Origin of the sequence: Streptomyces sulfonofaciens (assembly GCF_014656295.1) — a bacterium.
GTDB lineage: Bacteria > Actinomycetota > Actinomycetes > Streptomycetales > Streptomycetaceae > Streptomyces > Streptomyces sulfonofaciens.
In genome coordinates this window covers 210,646-228,373 of record NZ_BNCD01000005.1, presented here as the reverse complement: position 1 = coordinate 228,373, position 17,728 = coordinate 210,646, and the positions used below count along the sequence as shown (strand labels likewise).

The following is a 17,728-nucleotide window of genomic DNA, read 5'->3' as shown; positions in this document are numbered from 1 at the left end:
CTCAGCGCCTCAGCTTGTAGCCGAACCCGCGCACCGTCTCGATGCGTTCCGCGCCGATCTTGCGGCGCAGCCGCTGCACGCACAGGTCGACGACGCGGCTGTCGCCGTCCCAGCCGTAGTCCCAGACGTTGCGCAGCAGCGTCTGGCGGTCGAGCACCACACCGGGGTGGGCCGCGAACTCCAGCAGCAGCCGCAGTTCGGTGGGTGTCAGCGCGACCCGGGTGCCGGCCCTGAAGACGTCCAGGCCCGCGGTGTCCACGGTCAGGTCGCCGAAGACGAGCCGGTCGGAGTCCGGGGGCGGTGCGTACGGGCCCAACGTGCCCTGCCCCGCGCCGTTCCCGGCGGCGCGCCCGGTGTCCGCCCGGCCGCGCTCCGCCTGCGGTGCGAAGGTGGCGCGCCGCAGCAGCGAGCGGATCCTGGCCACCAGGACGGAGGTGTCGACCGGCTTGACGACGTAGTCGTCGGCACCGGCCTCCAGGCCCGACACCACGTCCAGCGCGTCGCCGCGCGCGGACATCATCAGGATCGGCTCCAGAGCGGACTCGCGGATCCTGCGGCAGAGCCCGATGCCGTCGAGGTGGGGCAGCATCACGTCGAGCAGCAGCAGGTCGGGCTTCAGCTCACGGAAGAGTTCGAGCCCGGTGAGCCCGTCAGCCGCCACGCTGACGCGGTACCCGTAGCGCTCCAGGGCCATGGCGACCGTTCTGCGGATCACCTCGTCGTCCTCGACGAGCAGCAGGCTGACGGGGGCGGGCGGGTTCTCGCCGGGCATCGGCGGCGCCTCGCCGGGGGGCGGCACGGGCATTGCTTCCCATCTGTGTCGGAGGCCGGGGGCCGGGTCGGAGGCCGGGGCGGGGGGATCGGCCTCCAGCCTGCGACGGGGAGGTCTCGATGCCGCCCCGGCCAGGCATCCATCAGGGCTCGTCTGTGTATCGGCCGGGTATCGGCCACCGCGGGTGCCCGGGCAGCGGCGGACCGGCCGCGGCACCGGCGGGCTGCGCCCGGCCGACGGGGGCCGAGCCGCACACGCCCGCCAGTCCCGTGGACGCGCCTGGCAAACACTCGGCCGGCGAGGACGCCGACGGCCGGAGGCGCCCCTTGCCCGACATCACGGCACCGTCCGCACCCGGACGGCACTCCGGCACAGCGAGCCGTGCGCGGCGCCGTCAGGAGAGCCGGCCGAGCAGTTCACGGCGGTGCGCGGCGGCCCATGGGCCGAGGTGGACGGGCTCCCGGCCGAGCAGGTCCCGGACCGTGCCGGTGGTGACCGCCAAGTGGTCGAAGCGGCCCTCGTAGACCTCTCGCGCCCAGATCAGTGTGCTGGCCGCGTACGCGGCGTCCATGTCGGCGGGCACGGTGTCCAGCCCGGCGTCGATCATGCGTTGCAGATCGTCCGGGGTCAGGACCAGCGCGGGGATCTCCCGTCCGAGGGCGGTGGTGAGGGCCTCGGCAACCTCGGCGCCGTTGAGGAGATCGGTGGACAGGTAGTAGTCCTTGCCCGCATGCGTCCCGGGGCCTTCGGCCAGGACCTTGGCCACGACCGCTGCGATGTCGTCGGCGGCGACCCAGCCGACCCGCTTGTCGCCCATCGGCCACACCATCCGGCCGTCGCGCAGCCGGTTGATGCCCAGCAGGTTCTCCATGAACACGTGCGGGTGCACATGCGCCCAGGCCAGCCTGGAGCCGGCGATGTAGCGCTCCACCAGTTCGTGCCAGGCGAAGTGCGGGTCGGTGGAGCGTCCGTCGCTGAACACCCCCAGGTGCACCAGGAAGCTGACTCCGGCGTCCTCGGCGGCGTCCACCAGGGTCTTGGCCTGGTGGTTCATCGCCGAGGTGTAGCCGGTCACCAGGAATACCCGGTCGATGCCCTTGAGTGCGCCGGGGAAGGTGCCGGGGTCGTCGAGATCGATACGGACGGCGTCCTTCCCCTCCTTGATCCACTGCTCGACGGTCGTCCCGCGGCGCGAGGCCCGCACCGGGACCGCTCGACCGGGTGTCGCCTCCAGCGCCTTCACGACCGCTGATCCGGTGCGGCCGGTGGCCCCGAGGACCAGTACTCGCGAGGTGTCCGTGTCCGGCATGTGTCGCTCCTTGCCCATGACGAAAGCAATCACTTTCGTATGACGCGATAGTCAGCGCTGTCGTATGCTCTGTCAAGTCGACGTGGGACCGGAGGAAGAACCGTGCGGACGTGGGCCGACAACGACCCCAAGGCGCGCCTGATGGCGCGCAAGCGCGAGGCGATCGTCAATGCCGCCCTCGCGGCCTTCCTCGAAGAGGGGTACGGCGGGAGCTCGGTCAACCGCATCGCCGCGAGCGCGGGCGTGTCCATCACCACCCTGTACCGGCACTTCGACGGCAAGGACGACCTCTTCGTCGCCGTCATCCAGGCGGCCTGCGACACCTCCGCGCAGACCGCGGACCCGCAATGGCTGGACCTGCCGCCCCTGGAGGGCCTGACGGAGGCGGGCTGCGAGCTCCTCCGGCACATCCTGTCCGAGCAGCAGTTGGCACTGTTCAGGGTGGTGGCCCGGGACGCGCAGCGCTTCCCCGAGCTCGGCCGCCGCTACCAGCAGGAGATCCTCGGAGACCGCACGGCCCTGTTCACGCGGCACCTGTCCCGGTGGCCGGCGAAGCTGCGCGCCAAGGTCAGCGATCCCGTCCGGGCCGCCCACGTCTTCTCCGCCCTCCTTCAGGCGGAGATCGTGGACACCGCTCTGCTCGGCGGACCGGTCCCCGGCCCGGCCGCCATCCGCATCCGCTCCCACGAGGCCGCGAACGACCTGCTGGCCCTCGCCGGGGCCGGACGGCTCTGAGAGGTCATGCCGGGACGGGCTGCTCGCAGGCCGCTCTCGTCCGCGGCGCCCGTACCCGTGCGGTCCGGGCCGCCGATCACCAGGCGGCTCGGCTGAGACCGACCACCTCACACCGGTCCGAGGCCCCGCCGTGCGAACCGTCCGCTCCCGCGGGTGGCGCGAACGGGACGACGCGCCGCCCCCGGGCTACCGGTTCCGGGCCGGAACTCTCGATTTTTCGAATGCCGCCTCGAAGGCGGCGCGGTCCTCCGGAATGACGAGGAAGATTGTCAGGCCAGGCACACCGTCGACCGAGATGGATGCGTTGCGGAACCGCAGGGGGCCGGCCACCGGGTGCAGCAGGTCTTTCTCACTGATGCTCCAGGTGGACACCTGGTACGCTCGCCAGATTCGGCGGAACAGCGAACTCTTCTCTTCGAGCTCCGTCATGATCTCGTCCGCCCGGCGCGTTTTCCGGTATCGCCCGGAATCGATCCGCAGCATGCCCACCATCTCTCTGGCGGATTCCTCCCACTGATCGCCGTAGAGGTCCCGGGCGGCGGGTGCGAGCAGCATCCAACGCAGCGCGTTTCGCTCAACGGACGGCAGCGCGTCGAAGTCGGTGAAGAGAAATCCGGCTGCCTCGTTCGCGGCGAGTACGTCGAGATACGGGCCGCACACGATCGCCGGTGTGCTCCCCAGGGCGTCCAGGACGTGTCGGACCCTGTCGTCGACGGTGTCCTCCCCCGGGCCGGTCCCCGGGTGGCCCTGGGCGGCCCGTGCCACGCCCGCCAGCGTGTACAGATGGGTCCGTTCGCCGTCGGACAGCCGAAGGGCCCGGGCGACGGCGTCGAGCACCGACGGCGATGCGGTGACCTGGCGGCCCTGTTCGAGACGCGCGTAGTAGTCGAGGCTCACACCCGCGATGTCGGCGACTTCTTCTCTCCGAAGGCCCGGCACACGCCGTTGTCCTCCGGGCCGGGGTCCGTTGTCGCCGGGCTTCAGACGGGCACGACACGTCTTGAGAAAGGTCCCCAGTTCCGCATTGCGCCTTGTGCTCATGGTCATGGTTCCGTGCGAGACGTGATCATCCGATGAGCCTAGCAGTCAGGTTCCTAGGAACCGCTTGCCGATCCCTGAAGCGCGGGATGAGCAGGCCGTGTGTGCTCAACTGAAGGCAGCAGTTGGGGAAGAACGGAGCGGTTCGGCGCGAGGCGCGGCCACCTTTCCCGGCAGCACGTGGGCGGCGTTTCACAGAGGGCGCACGCCATTGTTCGACCAATGCGAATGCGGAGAGATCCAAGATTATGGAAATGCGTTCAGTAGGGAGCCAGGGGCTGGTGTCCTCCGCGGAGGGCCTGGGGTGCATGGGGCTTACCGGTTCCTATGGAGCGGCGGACGAAGATGAATCCGTCAGGACCGTCCAGCGGGCGATAGAACTCGGCGTGACGATGTTCGACACGGCTGATCATTACGGCGCTTTCTCCGGCGAGAGGCTCCTCGGCCGTGCGTTGTCCGGGCGGCGCGACGCGGTCGTCGTCGCCACCAAATTCGGCGGAGCCGAGATGGACGACGAGGGAAGGACGATCGGCGGGGCCAACGGCCGTCCCGAGTATGTGCGGGCGAGTGTCGAGCGCTCCCTGCGCAACCTGGACACCGATCGCATCGACCTCTACTACCAGCACCGGGTCGACCCCCGCGTGCCCGTGGAGGAGACCTTCGGCGCGCTCGGAGAGCTGGTGGCCGCGGGGAAGGTGCGCTACCTCGGGATCAGCGAGGTGAGGCCCGACACCATCGTGCGGGCGCACGCCACGGCGCCGCTGTCAGCCGTGGAGAGCGAGTACTCGCTGTTCGCCCGCGACATGGAGTCGAACGGAGTGCTGGAGACCGTCCGGCGGCTGGGGATCGGGTTCGTCGCCTACGCGCCGCTCGGCCGGGGGTTCCTCACCGGCGGCGTGCGTTCCGCCGACTCGCTCGCGGAGCAGGACCTGCGCCGCATCTACCCCCGCTTCCAGAAGGAGAACCTCGACTCCAACCTCGCGTTGGTCGAACGTATCGGGCAGATCGCAGCCGGCCTCGGGGTCAGCAGCGCCCAGCTCGCACTGGCCTGGGTGCTGGCGCAGGGCGATGACATCTTCGCCATCCCCGGGACCCGTACACGTCGCCACCTGGAGGAGAACGTCGCAGCAGCCTCCGTGGCGCTGGACGTGCCGACGCTCCGGGCTCTGGGCAGCCTCGTCGAGGACGTCCAACTCTTTGGCGACCGGGTCTCCGCGATGGACACCGGAATCCAGGGGTAGCACGGGTTCGGCCCTGCGCTCGTGGCGGCGGCGCAGGCGGCAGCCGGCCGGCCAGGACGTCGTTCGTCCGCTCGGCCGGCCGTGCCTGCCCGGACGAGTCGAGCGGAGGACGCCTCTGTCAGTACATATCGGCTGGAAAAGTTATGTACCGCATGTGACACATATGGCCGCAGGAATGAGAGGATCCTTCACGCCCGTAATCGCACAGATCCCTTGGCCGGGACCAGCGGATGCGCGCCGGCTGATGTGGATCTGCCGACCGTGAAGGGTTCCACCTCGTGGCCAACGTGTTGCGCAAGCTCCTCGTACCCGCCCTTCTCGCACTGACGTCGTTCGCGCTGACGTCCTTCGCACTGCCCTCGACCGCCGAGGCGTCCGGCACCATGTGCCTGTCCACGGACTTCGGGACCACCCGGATCGTCTCCGTGCAGGAGTGCGACTCCAGACCCGGCCAGCACTGGACCGTCAACGGCGAGTCGATCTACCAGTCGCTGAACCCCGGCATGTGCCTGAGCACCGACTTCGGGACCACCCGGATCGTCTCCGTGCAGGAGTGCGACTCCAGACCCGGCCAGCACTGGACCGTCAACGGCGAGTCGATCTACCAGTCGCTGAACCCCGGCATGTGCCTGGCCACCGACTACGGCAGGACCCGGATGGTCTTCGTGGAGGGGTGCAACTCCTCCGGGCCCCGCCAGCACTGGACCGTGCAGGGTGAGCAGATCAGTCTGACCTTCTGATCCACCGAACGCGGACGTGCCTTCCGAACCGGGACGGCGGGGCCTTGTCGAAGGCTTCCGCCGTGCCGGCAGGAAGGCACTTTCCGCGCGGTTCCCACTCGCCCTGCGCCGACCACGGACCCGCTGTTACGGGTTGGTCATCCTGCGGGCCAGTGACCATCGCCTGACTGCACCAGCCTGGGCGGCCATGAGCACCCCCGAGCCCGAGCCGTACCGCCCGCGGCGCACCCGGGACCGCCGGCCCCGAACCGGACCGGACCGGAGCGGGACCGAACCGGACCGGACCGGAGCGGACCGGACGCCCGTCCCGGCGCACCGGGACGGCCCGCGGCACACCGCCCGCCCGCGGCACACCGCCCGCCGGCGGCGCTTCCCCGCACGCGGCGCGCCCCCGCCCATGAGGCAGCCCGCCCGCGGCGCGTCCGTGCCCATGACGCATCCTTGGCCATGACGCGCTCGTCCTGTGCCGCGTCCCCGGTCCGCTCGTGGCCCGGCCCGGCCCGAGCAGAGCCGGACGCCCCACGCCCTCGGTCACCCGTGCCGCCGGCACGGCACTGCCGCAGCGGCACGGGCCCGTACCGCCATCCGCTGAGCGATGTTCGAACCGGCGAGGACCTCTGCTCGTTGTCAAAGTCGATAAGGGAGTTTTTCCGTGATGCAGCAGCACAGGTTCGGATCAGGTGGCCGGGGCGGTGGTACCCGGCGCGCGGGCCGCCACAGATCGCGCAGGTCGCGCACGCTCCTGCTGGGCCTCCTCTCGCTGGCGGTGCTGGTCGCGGGCAGCGTGAGCGTCCACCACTGGTTCGGCACGGGCCTCGGCACGTCGTACGCGGCGGCCCCCGCCCCGCGCTCCGGCCACGCCGCGGCACCGGCTCCGGCCGCGTCCCGGCATCCCGCGGCGAGGCGCGCTCCGCATCCGTCGGCCTCCCCCACCCCGCCCACCCCCGCCACGACCAGGATTCCGGAGACCGGGCCCGGCACCTTCGTCACCGCCCAAGCCGACGGCGCGACGGTCGGTCACGGCCGGACCCTGCTCCGGTACATGGTGGAGATCGAGAAGGGCATCGGCATAGCGCCGGAACAGGCGGCGAACGAGATCGCGGGCATACTCGCGGCGCCGCGGGGCTGGACCCGCAACGGCGTCTCCTCGTTCCGGTTGGTGAGTTCGGGACCCCACGACCTCAAGGTGATGATCGCCACACCGGGGACCGCGGACGCCCTGTGCTGGCAGGGCATCCACCAGGACACCGGCGGCGAGTACGACTGCGAGGTGCCCGGCGGGGTCGTGGTGAACCTCAAGCGCTGGATCGAGGGCTCGCCCACGTTCGACGGTCCGATCCACGACTACCGCGCGCTGATCATCAACCATGAGATGGGGCACTTCCTGGGCCACCAGCACGAGGGCTGCCCGGGCCCCGGAAGGCCGGCCCCCGTGATGATGCAGCAGATCAAGGGCCTGCACGGATGTGTCGCCAACGCCTGGCCCTACGACGACGAGGGGCACTACCTCTCCGGGCCGCCCCAGCCGTGAGCGCGCGGCGAGCACCCCACCGCCGCCCACCGCACACCGAGCCCCGACCGCGCCGCGCCCCCTCTGCCCAGTGCACTCGTCCGACCGCGGCGGACCCGTCGGCGCGGCGAACGTCACACGCTCCCGGGCCGGCACCGGGAAGCGGCTGCCGACGGCACGGCCCGCACCGCGGGACGGGGCGCCGGTCCGGGCCCCACGGCCCCACCGCGCCCCGCGCGGGGTTCCGCCACCGCCGGTCAGCCCTTCACGTCCAGCTCCGCGACGACCGTCTTGCCCGGCGACCGTTCGCGGACGGTCCACCGTGAGGCCAGCGCCTCCACCAGGAACAGTCCGCGCCCGCCGCCGGACAGCGGCCCGGGTGCGGCGACCCCGTGCGGTCCCGGCGGACGGCACTCGCCGCGGGTGTCGGAGACCTCGATCGTCAGCGCCGCACCGGCCCCGGCGTCCGCACCGCCGGCGAGCGTGAGCCGCACCTCGAAGTCCCGGCCGCCCACCCGGCCGTGCGTGACCGCGTTGGCGGCGAGTTCGGCGACGAGCTGCGCGGCCGTGTCGGAGGTGTCCGTGCCGTGGGCGATGCCCCAGGTGTGGAGCTGGTGCACGGCCAGGTGCCGGGCGAGCCGCGCCCCGAGGGGCGTGGAGCTGAACCGCTGTGTGAACACACGTGGCTTCATGGCCTCAATGTGGCCCCGGCCGTGGCCGCGTGCCAGGTCCGCCCCGCGTACGCGGGACCGACGTACGACGTCACGCTCTGGACCGTACGCGACACGGTACGTAACCATGCTCTCGCGGTGGCTGTTTCCTGCACCGGAACGTCGTACGCGGACGAGGGAGGGGCCGACGATGGCCGAGGACGGTGGCGTTGCGGGCGGCACGGAGCCCGAACCTTCGGACAGTCTGCGCACTTTCGGCGCGGTGGTCCAGGGTCTGCGGGAACACGCCGGCCTGAGCCGCGAGGAGTTCGGCTCGCTGGTCCGCTTCTCCAAGCACACGGTCGCCTCGGTCGAGCAGGGCCGGCGCATGCCCGACGTGGACTTCGTGGAGGCGGCGGAGGAGGCGCTGGGGAACACGGGGGCGTTGCGCAGGGCCGCGCCCTTTCTGTCGCGATAGCGGGGGCTTGCCAGTTGGTTTCGCCTCTGGGCCCGGTTGGAGGCCGAGGCCGTCTGCCTCTACACGTACGAGTGCCGGCTGGTCCCCGGGCTGCTCCAGACGAAGGCATACGCCAGGGCGTCGTTCCTGAACCAGGTCCCGGCGTTGGAGGACGAGCAGATCGAGGCTCAACTGGCCGCACGACTGGAACGACAGCGGCTCCTTCGGGAGCGCCCGAACACGTCGTACAGCTTTATCCTGGAAGAGCACGTGTTGTTGCGACGCATCGGCGGGGACACCGTCGCCTCGGAACTCGTCGGCCACCTCCTGGACGTCTCCCGGCTCAGGAACGTCGAGATCCAGATCATGCCGGTGGTCCGGGAGGATCACGCAGGGCTGCACGGCCCCCTGCAACTGCTGGAGACCCAGGAGCACAGGTGGTTCGCCTACGTCGAAGGGCAGGAGAGCGGCCAGTTCATCACGGACCCCAACGTCGTCAGCACTCTCCAGAGGCGGTACGCCAGGATGCGGTCGCAGGCCCTCAGCCTCCAGGACTCCCTGGATCTGTTGCAGCGAATGCGAGGATGAGAATGACCACGGCAGAACCGGCCTGGTTCAAGAGCAGCTACAGCAGCAGCCCTTCCGGTGACTGCGTCGAAGTCGCCCTGTCCTGTCACAGGTCGGGCCACGGCAGCGGCGCCCCGGGCGGCAGCCCGGGAACAGCCACCCCCACCACCGTCCACGTCCGGGACTCGAAGGACAAGGACGGCCCCCGCCTCACCTTCTCCCCCACGGCGTGGCTCACCTTCCTTCCGTACGCGTAACAGCAGGGGTCCCACAACCCCTGTCTCACCCCTCGGTCAAACCTGACACTTCAACAAACTTCTTTAACCTTCCAATACTTCGCACACCACGTCCCTCATGTCATGATCTCGACAGCCCCGCCGTCGGCGGGGCTGTCGAGACGTGTTCCAGGAAGGACGAACCCCCACATGCGTGCTCCCTTGATATCCAAGCTCGCCATCGCAGTGACCGTCGTGACGGCGGCATCCGCCTCGATCGTCGGGACTGCGGTAGCGAGCCCGGCCCCCAGCTCCCTCAGCACCAAGGCACAGCCCTCGCAGGCGGCGGTCGTCGACGCCGCCCGCTCCGCCGCGTTCGCCCACGCCGCGCAGACCGGCCTCGGCAGACAGAGCGGCCTGGTCGCCACCGACGTCATGGTGGACCAGGACGGCAAGCAGCACGTCCGCTTCTCCCAGACGTACCGCAAGCTCCCCGTCGTCGGTGCCGACATCGTTGTCCACCTGGCCGCGGACTCGCGGTACCTCGGGGTGACGCGCGCCGCCGACAAGCCCGTCTCGGTGCCCACGGTCGCCGCGAAGGTGACGGCGGGACAGGCCCGCGACAAGGCGGTCGCGGCCGTGGCGAAGGGCACCGCGAGCACCCCCCGGCTGATCGTGCACACCCAGCAGGGCAAGAGCGTCCTCGCCTACCAGGTGCGGGTCAGCGCCGGCAGTGACGCCGTTGGGGCCCGCTCCCTGCTGCTCGACGCCGGCACGGGCAGCGTGCTCAGCAACGTCAGCACCCTGGACGACTTCATCTCCCCCAAGCTGGAGAAGAAGCTCAAGGACCTGGGTGAGACGGCCACGCCGACCGTGGCCGGGCAGAGCGCCGCACCGAAGTCCAAGAAGGTCGCTGCGGCCTTCCCCGCGCCCGCGGTGGGCAGCGGCGCCTCCATGTACGACGGCACCGTGACGCTCAACACCACCCAGACCGCGAGCACCACGTTCACCCTGGTCGACACCACGCGCGGCAAGGCCGAGGTCAGGAACGCCAAGAACCAGGCGCTCCCGGAGTCCACGCTCTTCAGCCGCGCGAGCGTCATGAGCGACTCGGACAACAAGTGGGGCAACGGCACCACGTCCGACACCAACACGGCCGGTGTGGACGCCCAGTACGGCCTCACCTCGACCTTCGACTTCTACAAGAACACGTTCAACCGCAACGGCATCCTCAACGACGGTGTCGGCCCGCACGGTGTCGTGCACTACGCGCGTAACTACGGCAACGCCGGCTGGGACGACGGCTGCTGGTGCATGGTCTACGGTGACGGCGACGGGCAGACCTTCACCAAGCCGCTGACCCAGCTCGACGTCACGGGACACGAGCTGACCCACGGCGTGGTGTCGGCGACGGCCGCCCTGGAGACCGACTTCGACGTGTTCGGCAACCAGATCGGCGAGCCCGGCTCCCTCAACGAGTCGCTGGCCGACATCTTCGGCACCGACGTGGAGTTCACCACCAACAACCCCACGCACGCCCCCAACTACCTGATGGGCGAGCAGCTCGGCCTGTCGCAGGGCTTCCTGCGGCGGCTCGACCACCCGTCGCTGGACAAGCTTGAGGGCGCCGTCGACTACTGGAGCACCAACGCTCCGCAGACCGAGGTCCACGCGGGCTCCGGCGTCTCCTCGCACGCCTTCTACCTGCTGGCGGAGGGCAGCGGGAGCAAGACCATCAACGGCGTCGCCTACAACTCCGCCACCTTCGACGGCTCCACGGTCACGGGCATCGGCCGGGACAAGGCGGCGAAGATCTTCTACCAGGCCCTGACCCGGTACATGGTCTCCAGCACGGACTTCCACGACGCCCGCACGGCGACCCTCCAGGCCGCCGCGGACCTCTACGGATCCGGCAGCACCGAGTACAACACCGTCAACAAGGCGTGGGCCGCGGTCAACGTCACCGCCTCCAACGGCTGACCGGCCGTCCGCCGGGGGCCCGCCGTCACGACGGCGGGCCCTCGGCCCTTCTCGCTCCACGGCGCCCCTGCCGCCCGGTACCCGCCCCGGGCAGCAGGGGCGCCGGTCCGCCGGCGGCGACCCGGCGTCAGACGGCGATCCGCCCGCCGTCCACCGGCAGCACCGCGCCGTGCACATAGCTCGACCGGTCCGAGGCGAGGAACACGATCGCGTCGGCGATCTCCTCGGCGGAACCGGTGCGGCCGGCGGGCGTGGTGGCCCCGAGCTGGGTGAGGTTGTCGCCCAGCGCCGCGGTGCCCTCGGTGCGGGTCGGGCCGGGGCTGACCGCGTTCACACGCACGCCCCGCGGGCCGTACTCGGCCGCCCAGGACTTGGTCAGCAGTACCAGGGCCGCCTTGCTCGCCCCGTACAGGCCCATTCCGGCGGCGCCGTACTCGGCGACCATCGTGCTGATGTTGACGATCGCGCCGCGGCCGCGCCGCGCCATGTCCGGTGCCAGCTCGGCCACCAGGAAGTACGGCACCTTCACATTGAGGGAGAACACCGCGTCGAAGTCCTGCTCGGTGGTCTCCTCGGTCGGGCCGAAGGGATAGATGCCGGCGTTGTTGACCAGCACGTCGACCGCGCCGACCAGGTCCCTGGCCCGCCTGGCCAGGGACCGGGCGGAGTCCTCGTCCCGCAGGTCGGCGACGAGGAAGTCGCCCTGCCCGCCGGCCGACCTGATCTCCTCGACCACGTTCTTGCCGCGCTGCTCGTCACGGCCCGACACCACCACCCGCGCACCGCGCGCGGCCAGCGCGAGCGCGGCCGCGCGGCCGATGCCGCTGGTGGCACCGGTCACCAGGGCCGAGGTTCCGGAAAGTTCGGTTGTCATGGTCCACTCACATCCTGATCAGTGAATCGGTCGGCGCGACCGGGCCAGCGCACGGTCGCATGGGTGTCAGCCATCTGCCGGCCCCAAGGTTTCCCGCGGGGATGGACAGGCGCCTTATGGCGGCCATAAGGCGGGGCCGTCTCCCCTTCCGGCGGTCCGCGGGGAGGCCCGCCGGGGGGTGATCCGCAGGAGTACCCGCCCGGAGGCGCGGGGGACGCTGCGCCCGGGGCGCGGGAGGCGGTGCGCCCGGGGTGCGCGGCCGCCCCCTCCCGACCCTCCGGCGGCGTCTGCCGTCAGCCCCCGCCATCCTCGCGCGCACTCCTCCTGGGCCCCTGCTCGTCCAGGGCGAGGACGAAGCGTGCCAGGTCGCGGCGGTGCGAGCCGGCGGGCCACACGGCCCAGGTGCGGCGCACCAGCGGGTGGCCGGCCAGCGGTGACCAGACGACGGTGTCGGGGAGGTTCTGGGACCAGTCGGCCGGTGCCAGCGCGAAGCCGCCACCGCCCGTCACGGCCGCGAACTTCACCTCGGCGATCAGCTCCTGGCCCTCCGGCGCCGTGGGGCCGAGGTCCAGCCCGTGGCTGCGCAGGATCGCGGTCAGCTCGTCGTACCAGGCGGGGCTTCCCGAGCGCGGGAAGCCGACCCAGTTGTATCCGGCGAGCGCGTCCAGCGCGATCCCGTCCGGACCGGTGATCCGCGCGGCCTGGTCGGCGGCCAGCAGCACCCCGAGGTGCTCCTCGACGACGAGGACGGCGTCCAGGTCGTGGCCCACCGGCCGTTCCCGCACGAGGCCGACTTCGATGCCCCCGCCGCGCAGCGCCTCGAACTGCGCCGCCGTCGACAGATGGCTGACCTGGACCCGGGTGGCCGGGTAGGCCCCGGCCAGCTCCGCGAGCGGGGCGGACAGCAGGTCGCCGGGCAGCTCCAGCGGTATCCCGAGCCGCAGCACACCGCCGCCCGCCGCGGTGTGCCGGGCCACGGCGGACAGCGCACGGTCGTACCGGGCGAGCACCGCCCGGGCCTCGGACAGCAGCGTCATGCCCGCCTCGGTGGCCCGCACCCCGGTGCTGCTGCGCACCAGGAGCCGCACGCCCAGCTCCCGTTCCAGCGCGTTCATGGTCTGGGACAGGGCGGGCTGGCTGATGTGCAGCCGCCGCGCGGCCGCGGAGAGTCCGCCCTCCTCGACGACCGTGACGAACGCCCGCATCTCACGTAGCTCCACCCGCCCATCACACCACGCGGCCGGACCGGGCCCGCGCCGCACGGGATCCGGGCCCGACCGGGCCCGCGCCGCACGCGACCGGGCGGCACCCGGCGCGGGCGGCCGCAGTCCGACCGCCGCCTGCCCGCCTGCCGCCCGCCGCCGTCAGCTCCCGAAGAAGACGGTGAACTCCTCGTAGAGTTCCGCGGGCACCTGCTTGGCGGTCCGGAGCGCGTCGGCGAGCGGGACGCGGATGATGTCCGTGCCGCGCAGGGCGGTCATCGTGCCGAAGTCGCGGTCCTTCAGCGCCGCCACGGCAGCCAGCCCGAAGCGCGTGGCCAGCCACCGGTCGTACGCGGTCGGGGTGCCGCCGCGCTGGAGGTACCCGAGCACCGTGGTGCGGGCCTGCCTGCCGGTGCGCCGCTCTATCTCGCCGGCCAGCCAGTCGCCGATGCCGGACAGCCGCACATGGCCGAACTCGTCCCTGGCCTCGTTCCTGACCACGAGCTGCCCGGCCTGCGGCACCGCGCCCTCCGCGACCACCACGACCGGTGCGTAGCGCAGCCGGAACCGGCGCTCCACCCAGGCGCAGACCTCCTCGACGTCGAACGCCCGCTCGGGGACGAGGATGCCGCTGGCGCCGCCCGCGACCCCGGCGTGCAGGGCGATCCATCCGGCGTGCCGTCCCATGACCTCCACGACCAGCGCCCTGCGGTGCGACTCGGCCGTGGTGTGCAGGCGGTCGATGGCCTCGGCGGCGATGCTGACGGCGGTGTCGAAACCGAAGGTGTAGTCCGTGCCGCCCACGTCGTTGTCGATGGTCTTGGGCACCCCCACCAGATCGATCCCCTGCTCGGCGAGCGTCTGCGCCACGCCGAGGGTGTCCTCGCCGCCGATCACGACCAGTGCGTCGATGCCGTGGTTGCCGAGGGTGCGCCTGACGCGCTCCACCCCGTCCTCGGCGCGCAGCGGATTGGTGCGGGAGGCGCCGAGGATGGTTCCGCCGTGCGTGAGGATGCCGCGCACCCTCGGTACGTCCAGCACGGTGGTCACGTCCTCCACCGCGCCCCGCCAGCCGTCCACGATGCCCACGAACTGCCAGTCGTGGTCCTGTACGCCCTTGCGCACGACACTGCGGATCACCGCGTTGAGCCCGGGGCAGTCACCGCCCCCGGTCAGCACTCCGACTCGCATGGTGCGCCTCCCCGCGACGTGCCTGGTGCGCCTGGCCGGGCCGTCCCCCGGGCGGTGCGCCGAGGACGGGCCCACTGTCCAGACTGGCCCCATACGCCCTCGCCCGCACGGCGGCGGGACGGGGCGGCGGATGCCGCTCCCGGCGCGGCCCGTGCTCCGACGGGTAAAATGCGCCATCTTAATGTCTCATTCACGATGGTGGGGGGACGGACACAATGGACATCGTGGTGGACGACCTGTCCGGGCAGGACGTCGCGGAGTTCCTGGCGGCACACGTCGGACAGATGCGCGCCACCAGCCCGCCGGAGAGCAAGCACGCCCTGGACCTGGACGGCCTGCGGAAGCCGGAGGTCACGTTCTGGACGGTCAGGGACGGCGGCATCCTGGTGGGCTGCGGCGCCGTCAAGGAGCTCGATCCCGAGCACGCCGAGGTCAAGTCGATGCGTACCGCTCCGGACCGCAGGCGCGGCGGCGTCGCGTCCCGCCTGCTGGCCCACATCGTCGCGGAGGCCGGCCGGATGGGCTACCGCAGGCTCAGCCTGGAGACCGGGTCGGCGGAGTTCTTCGCACCGGCCCGCGCCCTGTACGGGAAGTTCGGCTTCACGTACTGCGCGCCCTTCGCGGACTACACGGAGGATCCGTACAGCGTGTTCATGACCCGGACGCTCTGAGCGGCGCGTCCGGCGCTCCCGCGCAAGCCGCTCCCGCCGGGACGCCCCGCCGCGGCCCGCACGTCCCCATGCCGCCCGCACCCCGCCGCCCGCGGCCGGTGGCCTGTGACCGGTTGCCGGTTGCCGGTTGCCGGTGGTCCGGTGACCGGTGGTCCGGTTGCCTGTGGCCACCGGCCGCCCCGTCAGATCCGTTCGACCAGGTCGGCGATGGAGTCGACGACCTTCGACGGACGGAACGGGTAGTCGTCGACCTCTTCCGGGAGGGTGAGGCCGGTGAGCACCAGGAAGGTCTGCATGCCGGCCTCCAGACCGGCCAGCACGTCGGTGTCCATCCGGTCCCCGATCATCGCGCTGGTCTCGGAGTGGGCGCCGATGGCGTTGAGTCCCGTCCGCATCATGAGCGGGTTGGGCTTGCCCGCGAAGTAGGGCTCCTTGCCGGTGGCCTTGGTGATCAGCGCGGCCACCGAGCCCGCGGCGGGCAGCGGGCCCTCGGCGGAGGGGCCGGTCTCGTCGGGGTTGGTGCAGATGAAGCGGGCCCCGCCCTTGATCAGGCGGACCGCCTTCGTCATGGCCTCGAACGAGTAGGTGCGCGTCTCGCCCAGCACCACGTAGTCCGGATCGTGGTCGGTGAGCACGTACCCGATGTCGTGCAGCGCGGTCGTCAGGCCCGCCTCGCCGATGACGTAGGCCGTACCGGAGGGCCGCTGGTCGCCCAGGAACTTGGCGGTGGCGAGGGCGGAGGTCCAGATGTTCTGCACGGGTACGTCCAGGCCCATCCGGGAGAGGCGGGCGTGCAGGTCGCGGGCGGTGTAGATGGAGTTGTTGGTGAGCACGAGGAACGGCCGGCCCGACTCGCGCAGCTTCTTGATGAAGGCGTCGGCCCCGGGGATCGGCACACCTTCGTGGATCAGCACCCCGTCCATGTCCGTGAGCCACGATTCGATGGGCATGCGCTCTGCCATGTGACGGTCTCCTGCCGTACGCAAGGTGGGGATACCACGGGTGCGGGGCGCCGGCACGGCGGTGTCGGCGCCCACAGCCTAATCAGGCCACCCCACGGGTGCCGAGGGCACCGCCACCGCGGAGGCGCGGCCGAAGAGCGGGGCGAGCAGGAGTTGCGCGGCCCCCTCGGCGACGGCGCGCGGCCCGCCCGGGGCGGCGGCGACCGGCACCGCCCTGCCCCACCCCGCACGCCGGGCGCGCCCGGTGAGCACGGCGTCCACCCCGCGGACGAAGCGGGCCTCGGTGTCCGGGTCGCGCAGGAGCGTCCTGCCGCCCAGCAGCACACGGTCGACGTCGAGCAGGGCGATCAGGTTCGCGGCTCCCTCGCCCAGCACCCGCGCCGCCCCGTCGATGTCACCGTGCGCCACGGCGTCCAGGCACAGGGCCTCGATGCAGCCGCGGTTGCCGCAGGAGCAGCGGGGCCCGTCCAGCCGGATCACCTGGTGCCCGAACTCCCCGGCCCCCGTCCTGGCGCCCCGGTGCACGGTCCCGCCGAACACGAGCCCGGCACCGAGTCCGGTGCCCAGGTGCAGATAGGCGAAGGAGCCGTAGGGGAACGCGGTGGCGGCGGGAGCGGTGCCGCCACCGGGGGCCGGCGCACCGGCGGACGACGGAACCGCGGCAGGCGCAGGAGCACCGGCGGACGACGGAACCGCGGCGGGCAGCGCGGCACCGGTGGGCGCGAGGCCGGCTCTGAGGGCCAGGCCGAGGGCGGCCGCGTTGGTGTCCTTGTCGACGGCGACGGGCAGGCCGAGCCGGCCGGTGAGCGCCTCGCGGAGCGGGAAGCCGTCCCACTCGGGAAACCCGGTGACCCGGTGCAGCACCCCGAGCCGGTGGTCCAACGGCCCCGGCACCGCCACCCCGGCCCCGAGCACTCCCGCGGACCGCGGACCGTCCGGCCCCGGGACCGCCCGACCGGCCGGGGGCCACGCGTCCGCGGTGGCGGGTCCGCCCGCGCCGACGGCCCCCGTCAGCGCCCGGACCTCGCGGACGACCAGATCCAGGACCTCGTCGGCGCCCGCTCCCAGGTCGAGCGGGCCCCGGCGTTCCGCGACGACCGCCCCCGCCAGGTCGACCAGGACCGCCGTGCACGCGTCGCGGTCGAGGTGCAGGCCGACGGCGTGCCGGGCGCCCGGCACCAGCCGCAGGGCCGTGGGCGGCTTGCCGCCCGTGGAGGCGCGCCGGCCCGCGGGCGCGGCCAGGCCCGCGGTCCGCAACCGCGCGGTGATCTTGCTGACGGCCTGCGGGGTGAGCCCGGTGCGCTCCGCCAGCTCGCGGCGGCTGATGCCGTCCCCGCCCGCGACCCGCAGGAGGTCGAGCACCAGGGCGGTGTTGTGCCCGCGCAGCGCCGGGAGGTTCGCTCCGGACGGCCATCCGGGCCCGCTGCCCCGCGCCGCACCGTCCGACGGCCCGCCCACCGTGTCCCGGCGCTGCCGCGACCGGCCCGGAGCCTGGCCGGGTCCGGCGACCGGGCCCGCTGCGGCGGCCGGGCCCGCTCCGGGATGCGGCCCGGCGCCCGGGGCCCGGCCCGATCCCGCACCCGCACCCGCACCCGCACCCGCACCGACAGGCGC

The 17,728-nt window shown here is 72.2% G+C and carries 16 protein-coding genes and 1 pseudogene; 8 read left to right on the top strand and 9 right to left on the bottom strand.

The features are described from left to right. Position 1: 1 nt before the first annotated feature. Together cseB and IE313_RS11210 are read right to left on the bottom strand one after the other, a co-directional pair. Positions 2 to 805 carry a two-component system response regulator CseB gene (gene cseB / locus IE313_RS11215; protein ID WP_308439161.1) on the bottom strand — a complete coding sequence of 268 codons (804 nt, stop codon included), beginning with the start codon at positions 803 to 805 and terminating at the stop codon, positions 2 to 4. A gap of 361 nt (positions 806 to 1,166) precedes the next feature. After that, complete coding sequence (locus tag IE313_RS11210) at positions 1,167 to 2,081, bottom strand: NmrA family NAD(P)-binding protein (RefSeq protein ID WP_189930845.1); 915 nt, start codon at positions 2,079 to 2,081, stop codon at positions 1,167 to 1,169. A gap of 102 nt (positions 2,082 to 2,183) precedes the next feature. Between IE313_RS11210 and IE313_RS11205 the strand changes: the two genes are divergently transcribed. Beyond that, on the top strand, positions 2,184 to 2,816 hold the full coding sequence (locus IE313_RS11205; RefSeq protein ID WP_189930844.1) for a TetR/AcrR family transcriptional regulator: 633 nt from the start codon (positions 2,184 to 2,186) through the stop codon (positions 2,814 to 2,816). Positions 2,817 to 3,002: 186 nt separating this feature from the next. On the opposite strand, the gene IE313_RS11200 is transcribed toward IE313_RS11205, so the two are convergent. Beyond that, the gene (locus IE313_RS11200) at positions 3,003 to 3,857 is read right to left on the bottom strand and encodes a helix-turn-helix transcriptional regulator (RefSeq protein WP_229924551.1); all 855 of its coding nucleotides are present in this window, start codon (positions 3,855 to 3,857) and stop codon (positions 3,003 to 3,005) included. A 251-nt stretch (positions 3,858 to 4,108) separates the two neighbouring features. Between IE313_RS11200 and IE313_RS11195 the strand changes: the two genes are divergently transcribed. From IE313_RS11195 to IE313_RS11185, 3 genes are all read left to right on the top strand, one after another. Next, on the top strand, positions 4,109 to 5,095 hold the full coding sequence (locus IE313_RS11195; RefSeq protein WP_229924530.1) for an aldo/keto reductase: 987 nt from the start codon (positions 4,109 to 4,111) through the stop codon (positions 5,093 to 5,095). A 278-nt stretch (positions 5,096 to 5,373) separates the two neighbouring features. Further along, positions 5,374 to 5,835: an RICIN domain-containing protein gene (locus IE313_RS11190; RefSeq protein WP_189930841.1), complete on the top strand. Its 462-nt coding sequence runs from the start codon at positions 5,374 to 5,376 to the stop codon at positions 5,833 to 5,835. Between the two features lie 655 nt (positions 5,836 to 6,490). Beyond that, a complete protein-coding gene (locus IE313_RS11185; protein WP_189930840.1) occupies positions 6,491 to 7,366 on the top strand; it encodes a DUF3152 domain-containing protein in 876 nt (291 codons plus the stop codon). A 236-nt stretch (positions 7,367 to 7,602) separates the two neighbouring features. On the opposite strand, the gene IE313_RS11180 is transcribed toward IE313_RS11185, so the two are convergent. Continuing rightward, a complete protein-coding gene (locus IE313_RS11180) occupies positions 7,603 to 8,037 on the bottom strand; it encodes an ATP-binding protein (RefSeq protein WP_189930839.1) in 435 nt (144 codons plus the stop codon). Positions 8,038 to 8,206: 169 nt separating this feature from the next. On the opposite strand from IE313_RS11180, the pseudogene IE313_RS11175 reads away from it, so the two are divergent. The 3 genes and pseudogenes from IE313_RS11175 to IE313_RS11165 all read left to right on the top strand — a co-directional run bounded on the left by IE313_RS11175 (position 8,207) and on the right by IE313_RS11165 (position 11,214). After that, positions 8,207 to 9,040 (top strand): annotated as a pseudogene (locus tag IE313_RS11175) (helix-turn-helix domain-containing protein). A 2-nt stretch (positions 9,041 to 9,042) separates the two neighbouring features. Beyond that, on the top strand, positions 9,043 to 9,276 hold the full coding sequence (locus IE313_RS11170; RefSeq protein WP_189930838.1) for a DUF397 domain-containing protein: 234 nt from the start codon (positions 9,043 to 9,045) through the stop codon (positions 9,274 to 9,276). A gap of 168 nt (positions 9,277 to 9,444) precedes the next feature. After that, complete coding sequence (locus tag IE313_RS11165; RefSeq protein WP_189930837.1) at positions 9,445 to 11,214, top strand: M4 family metallopeptidase; 1,770 nt, start codon at positions 9,445 to 9,447, stop codon at positions 11,212 to 11,214. 127 nt (positions 11,215 to 11,341) lie between these two features. Here the strand turns inward: IE313_RS11165 and IE313_RS11160 are convergent, their stop codons facing one another. From IE313_RS11160 to IE313_RS11150, 3 genes are all read right to left on the bottom strand, one after another. Further along, entirely contained in the window at positions 11,342 to 12,088 is a 747-nt protein-coding gene (locus IE313_RS11160; protein ID WP_189930836.1) for an SDR family NAD(P)-dependent oxidoreductase, read from the bottom strand. Between the two features lie 293 nt (positions 12,089 to 12,381). Further along, on the bottom strand, positions 12,382 to 13,308 hold the full coding sequence (locus IE313_RS11155) for a LysR family transcriptional regulator (protein ID WP_229924529.1): 927 nt from the start codon (positions 13,306 to 13,308) through the stop codon (positions 12,382 to 12,384). Positions 13,309 to 13,452: 144 nt separating this feature from the next. Beyond that, positions 13,453 to 14,481 carry a 6-phosphofructokinase gene (locus tag IE313_RS11150; RefSeq protein WP_189930835.1) on the bottom strand — a complete coding sequence of 343 codons (1,029 nt, stop codon included), beginning with the start codon at positions 14,479 to 14,481 and terminating at the stop codon, positions 13,453 to 13,455. Positions 14,482 to 14,696: 215 nt separating this feature from the next. Here IE313_RS11150 and IE313_RS11145 point away from each other — a divergent pair, with 215 nt between their 5' ends. Then, a complete protein-coding gene (locus tag IE313_RS11145; RefSeq protein ID WP_189930834.1) occupies positions 14,697 to 15,152 on the top strand; it encodes a GNAT family N-acetyltransferase in 456 nt (151 codons plus the stop codon). Between the two features lie 182 nt (positions 15,153 to 15,334). On the opposite strand, the gene IE313_RS11140 is transcribed toward IE313_RS11145, so the two are convergent. Beyond that, complete coding sequence (locus IE313_RS11140) at positions 15,335 to 16,114, bottom strand: HAD-IIA family hydrolase (RefSeq protein WP_189930833.1); 780 nt, start codon at positions 16,112 to 16,114, stop codon at positions 15,335 to 15,337. 78 nt (positions 16,115 to 16,192) lie between these two features. Next, positions 16,193 to 17,572 (bottom strand): ROK family transcriptional regulator, encoded by a 1,380-nt coding sequence (locus tag IE313_RS11135; protein WP_229924528.1) that lies wholly within the window; start codon positions 17,570 to 17,572, stop codon positions 16,193 to 16,195. Positions 17,573 to 17,728: the final 156 nt, after the last annotated feature.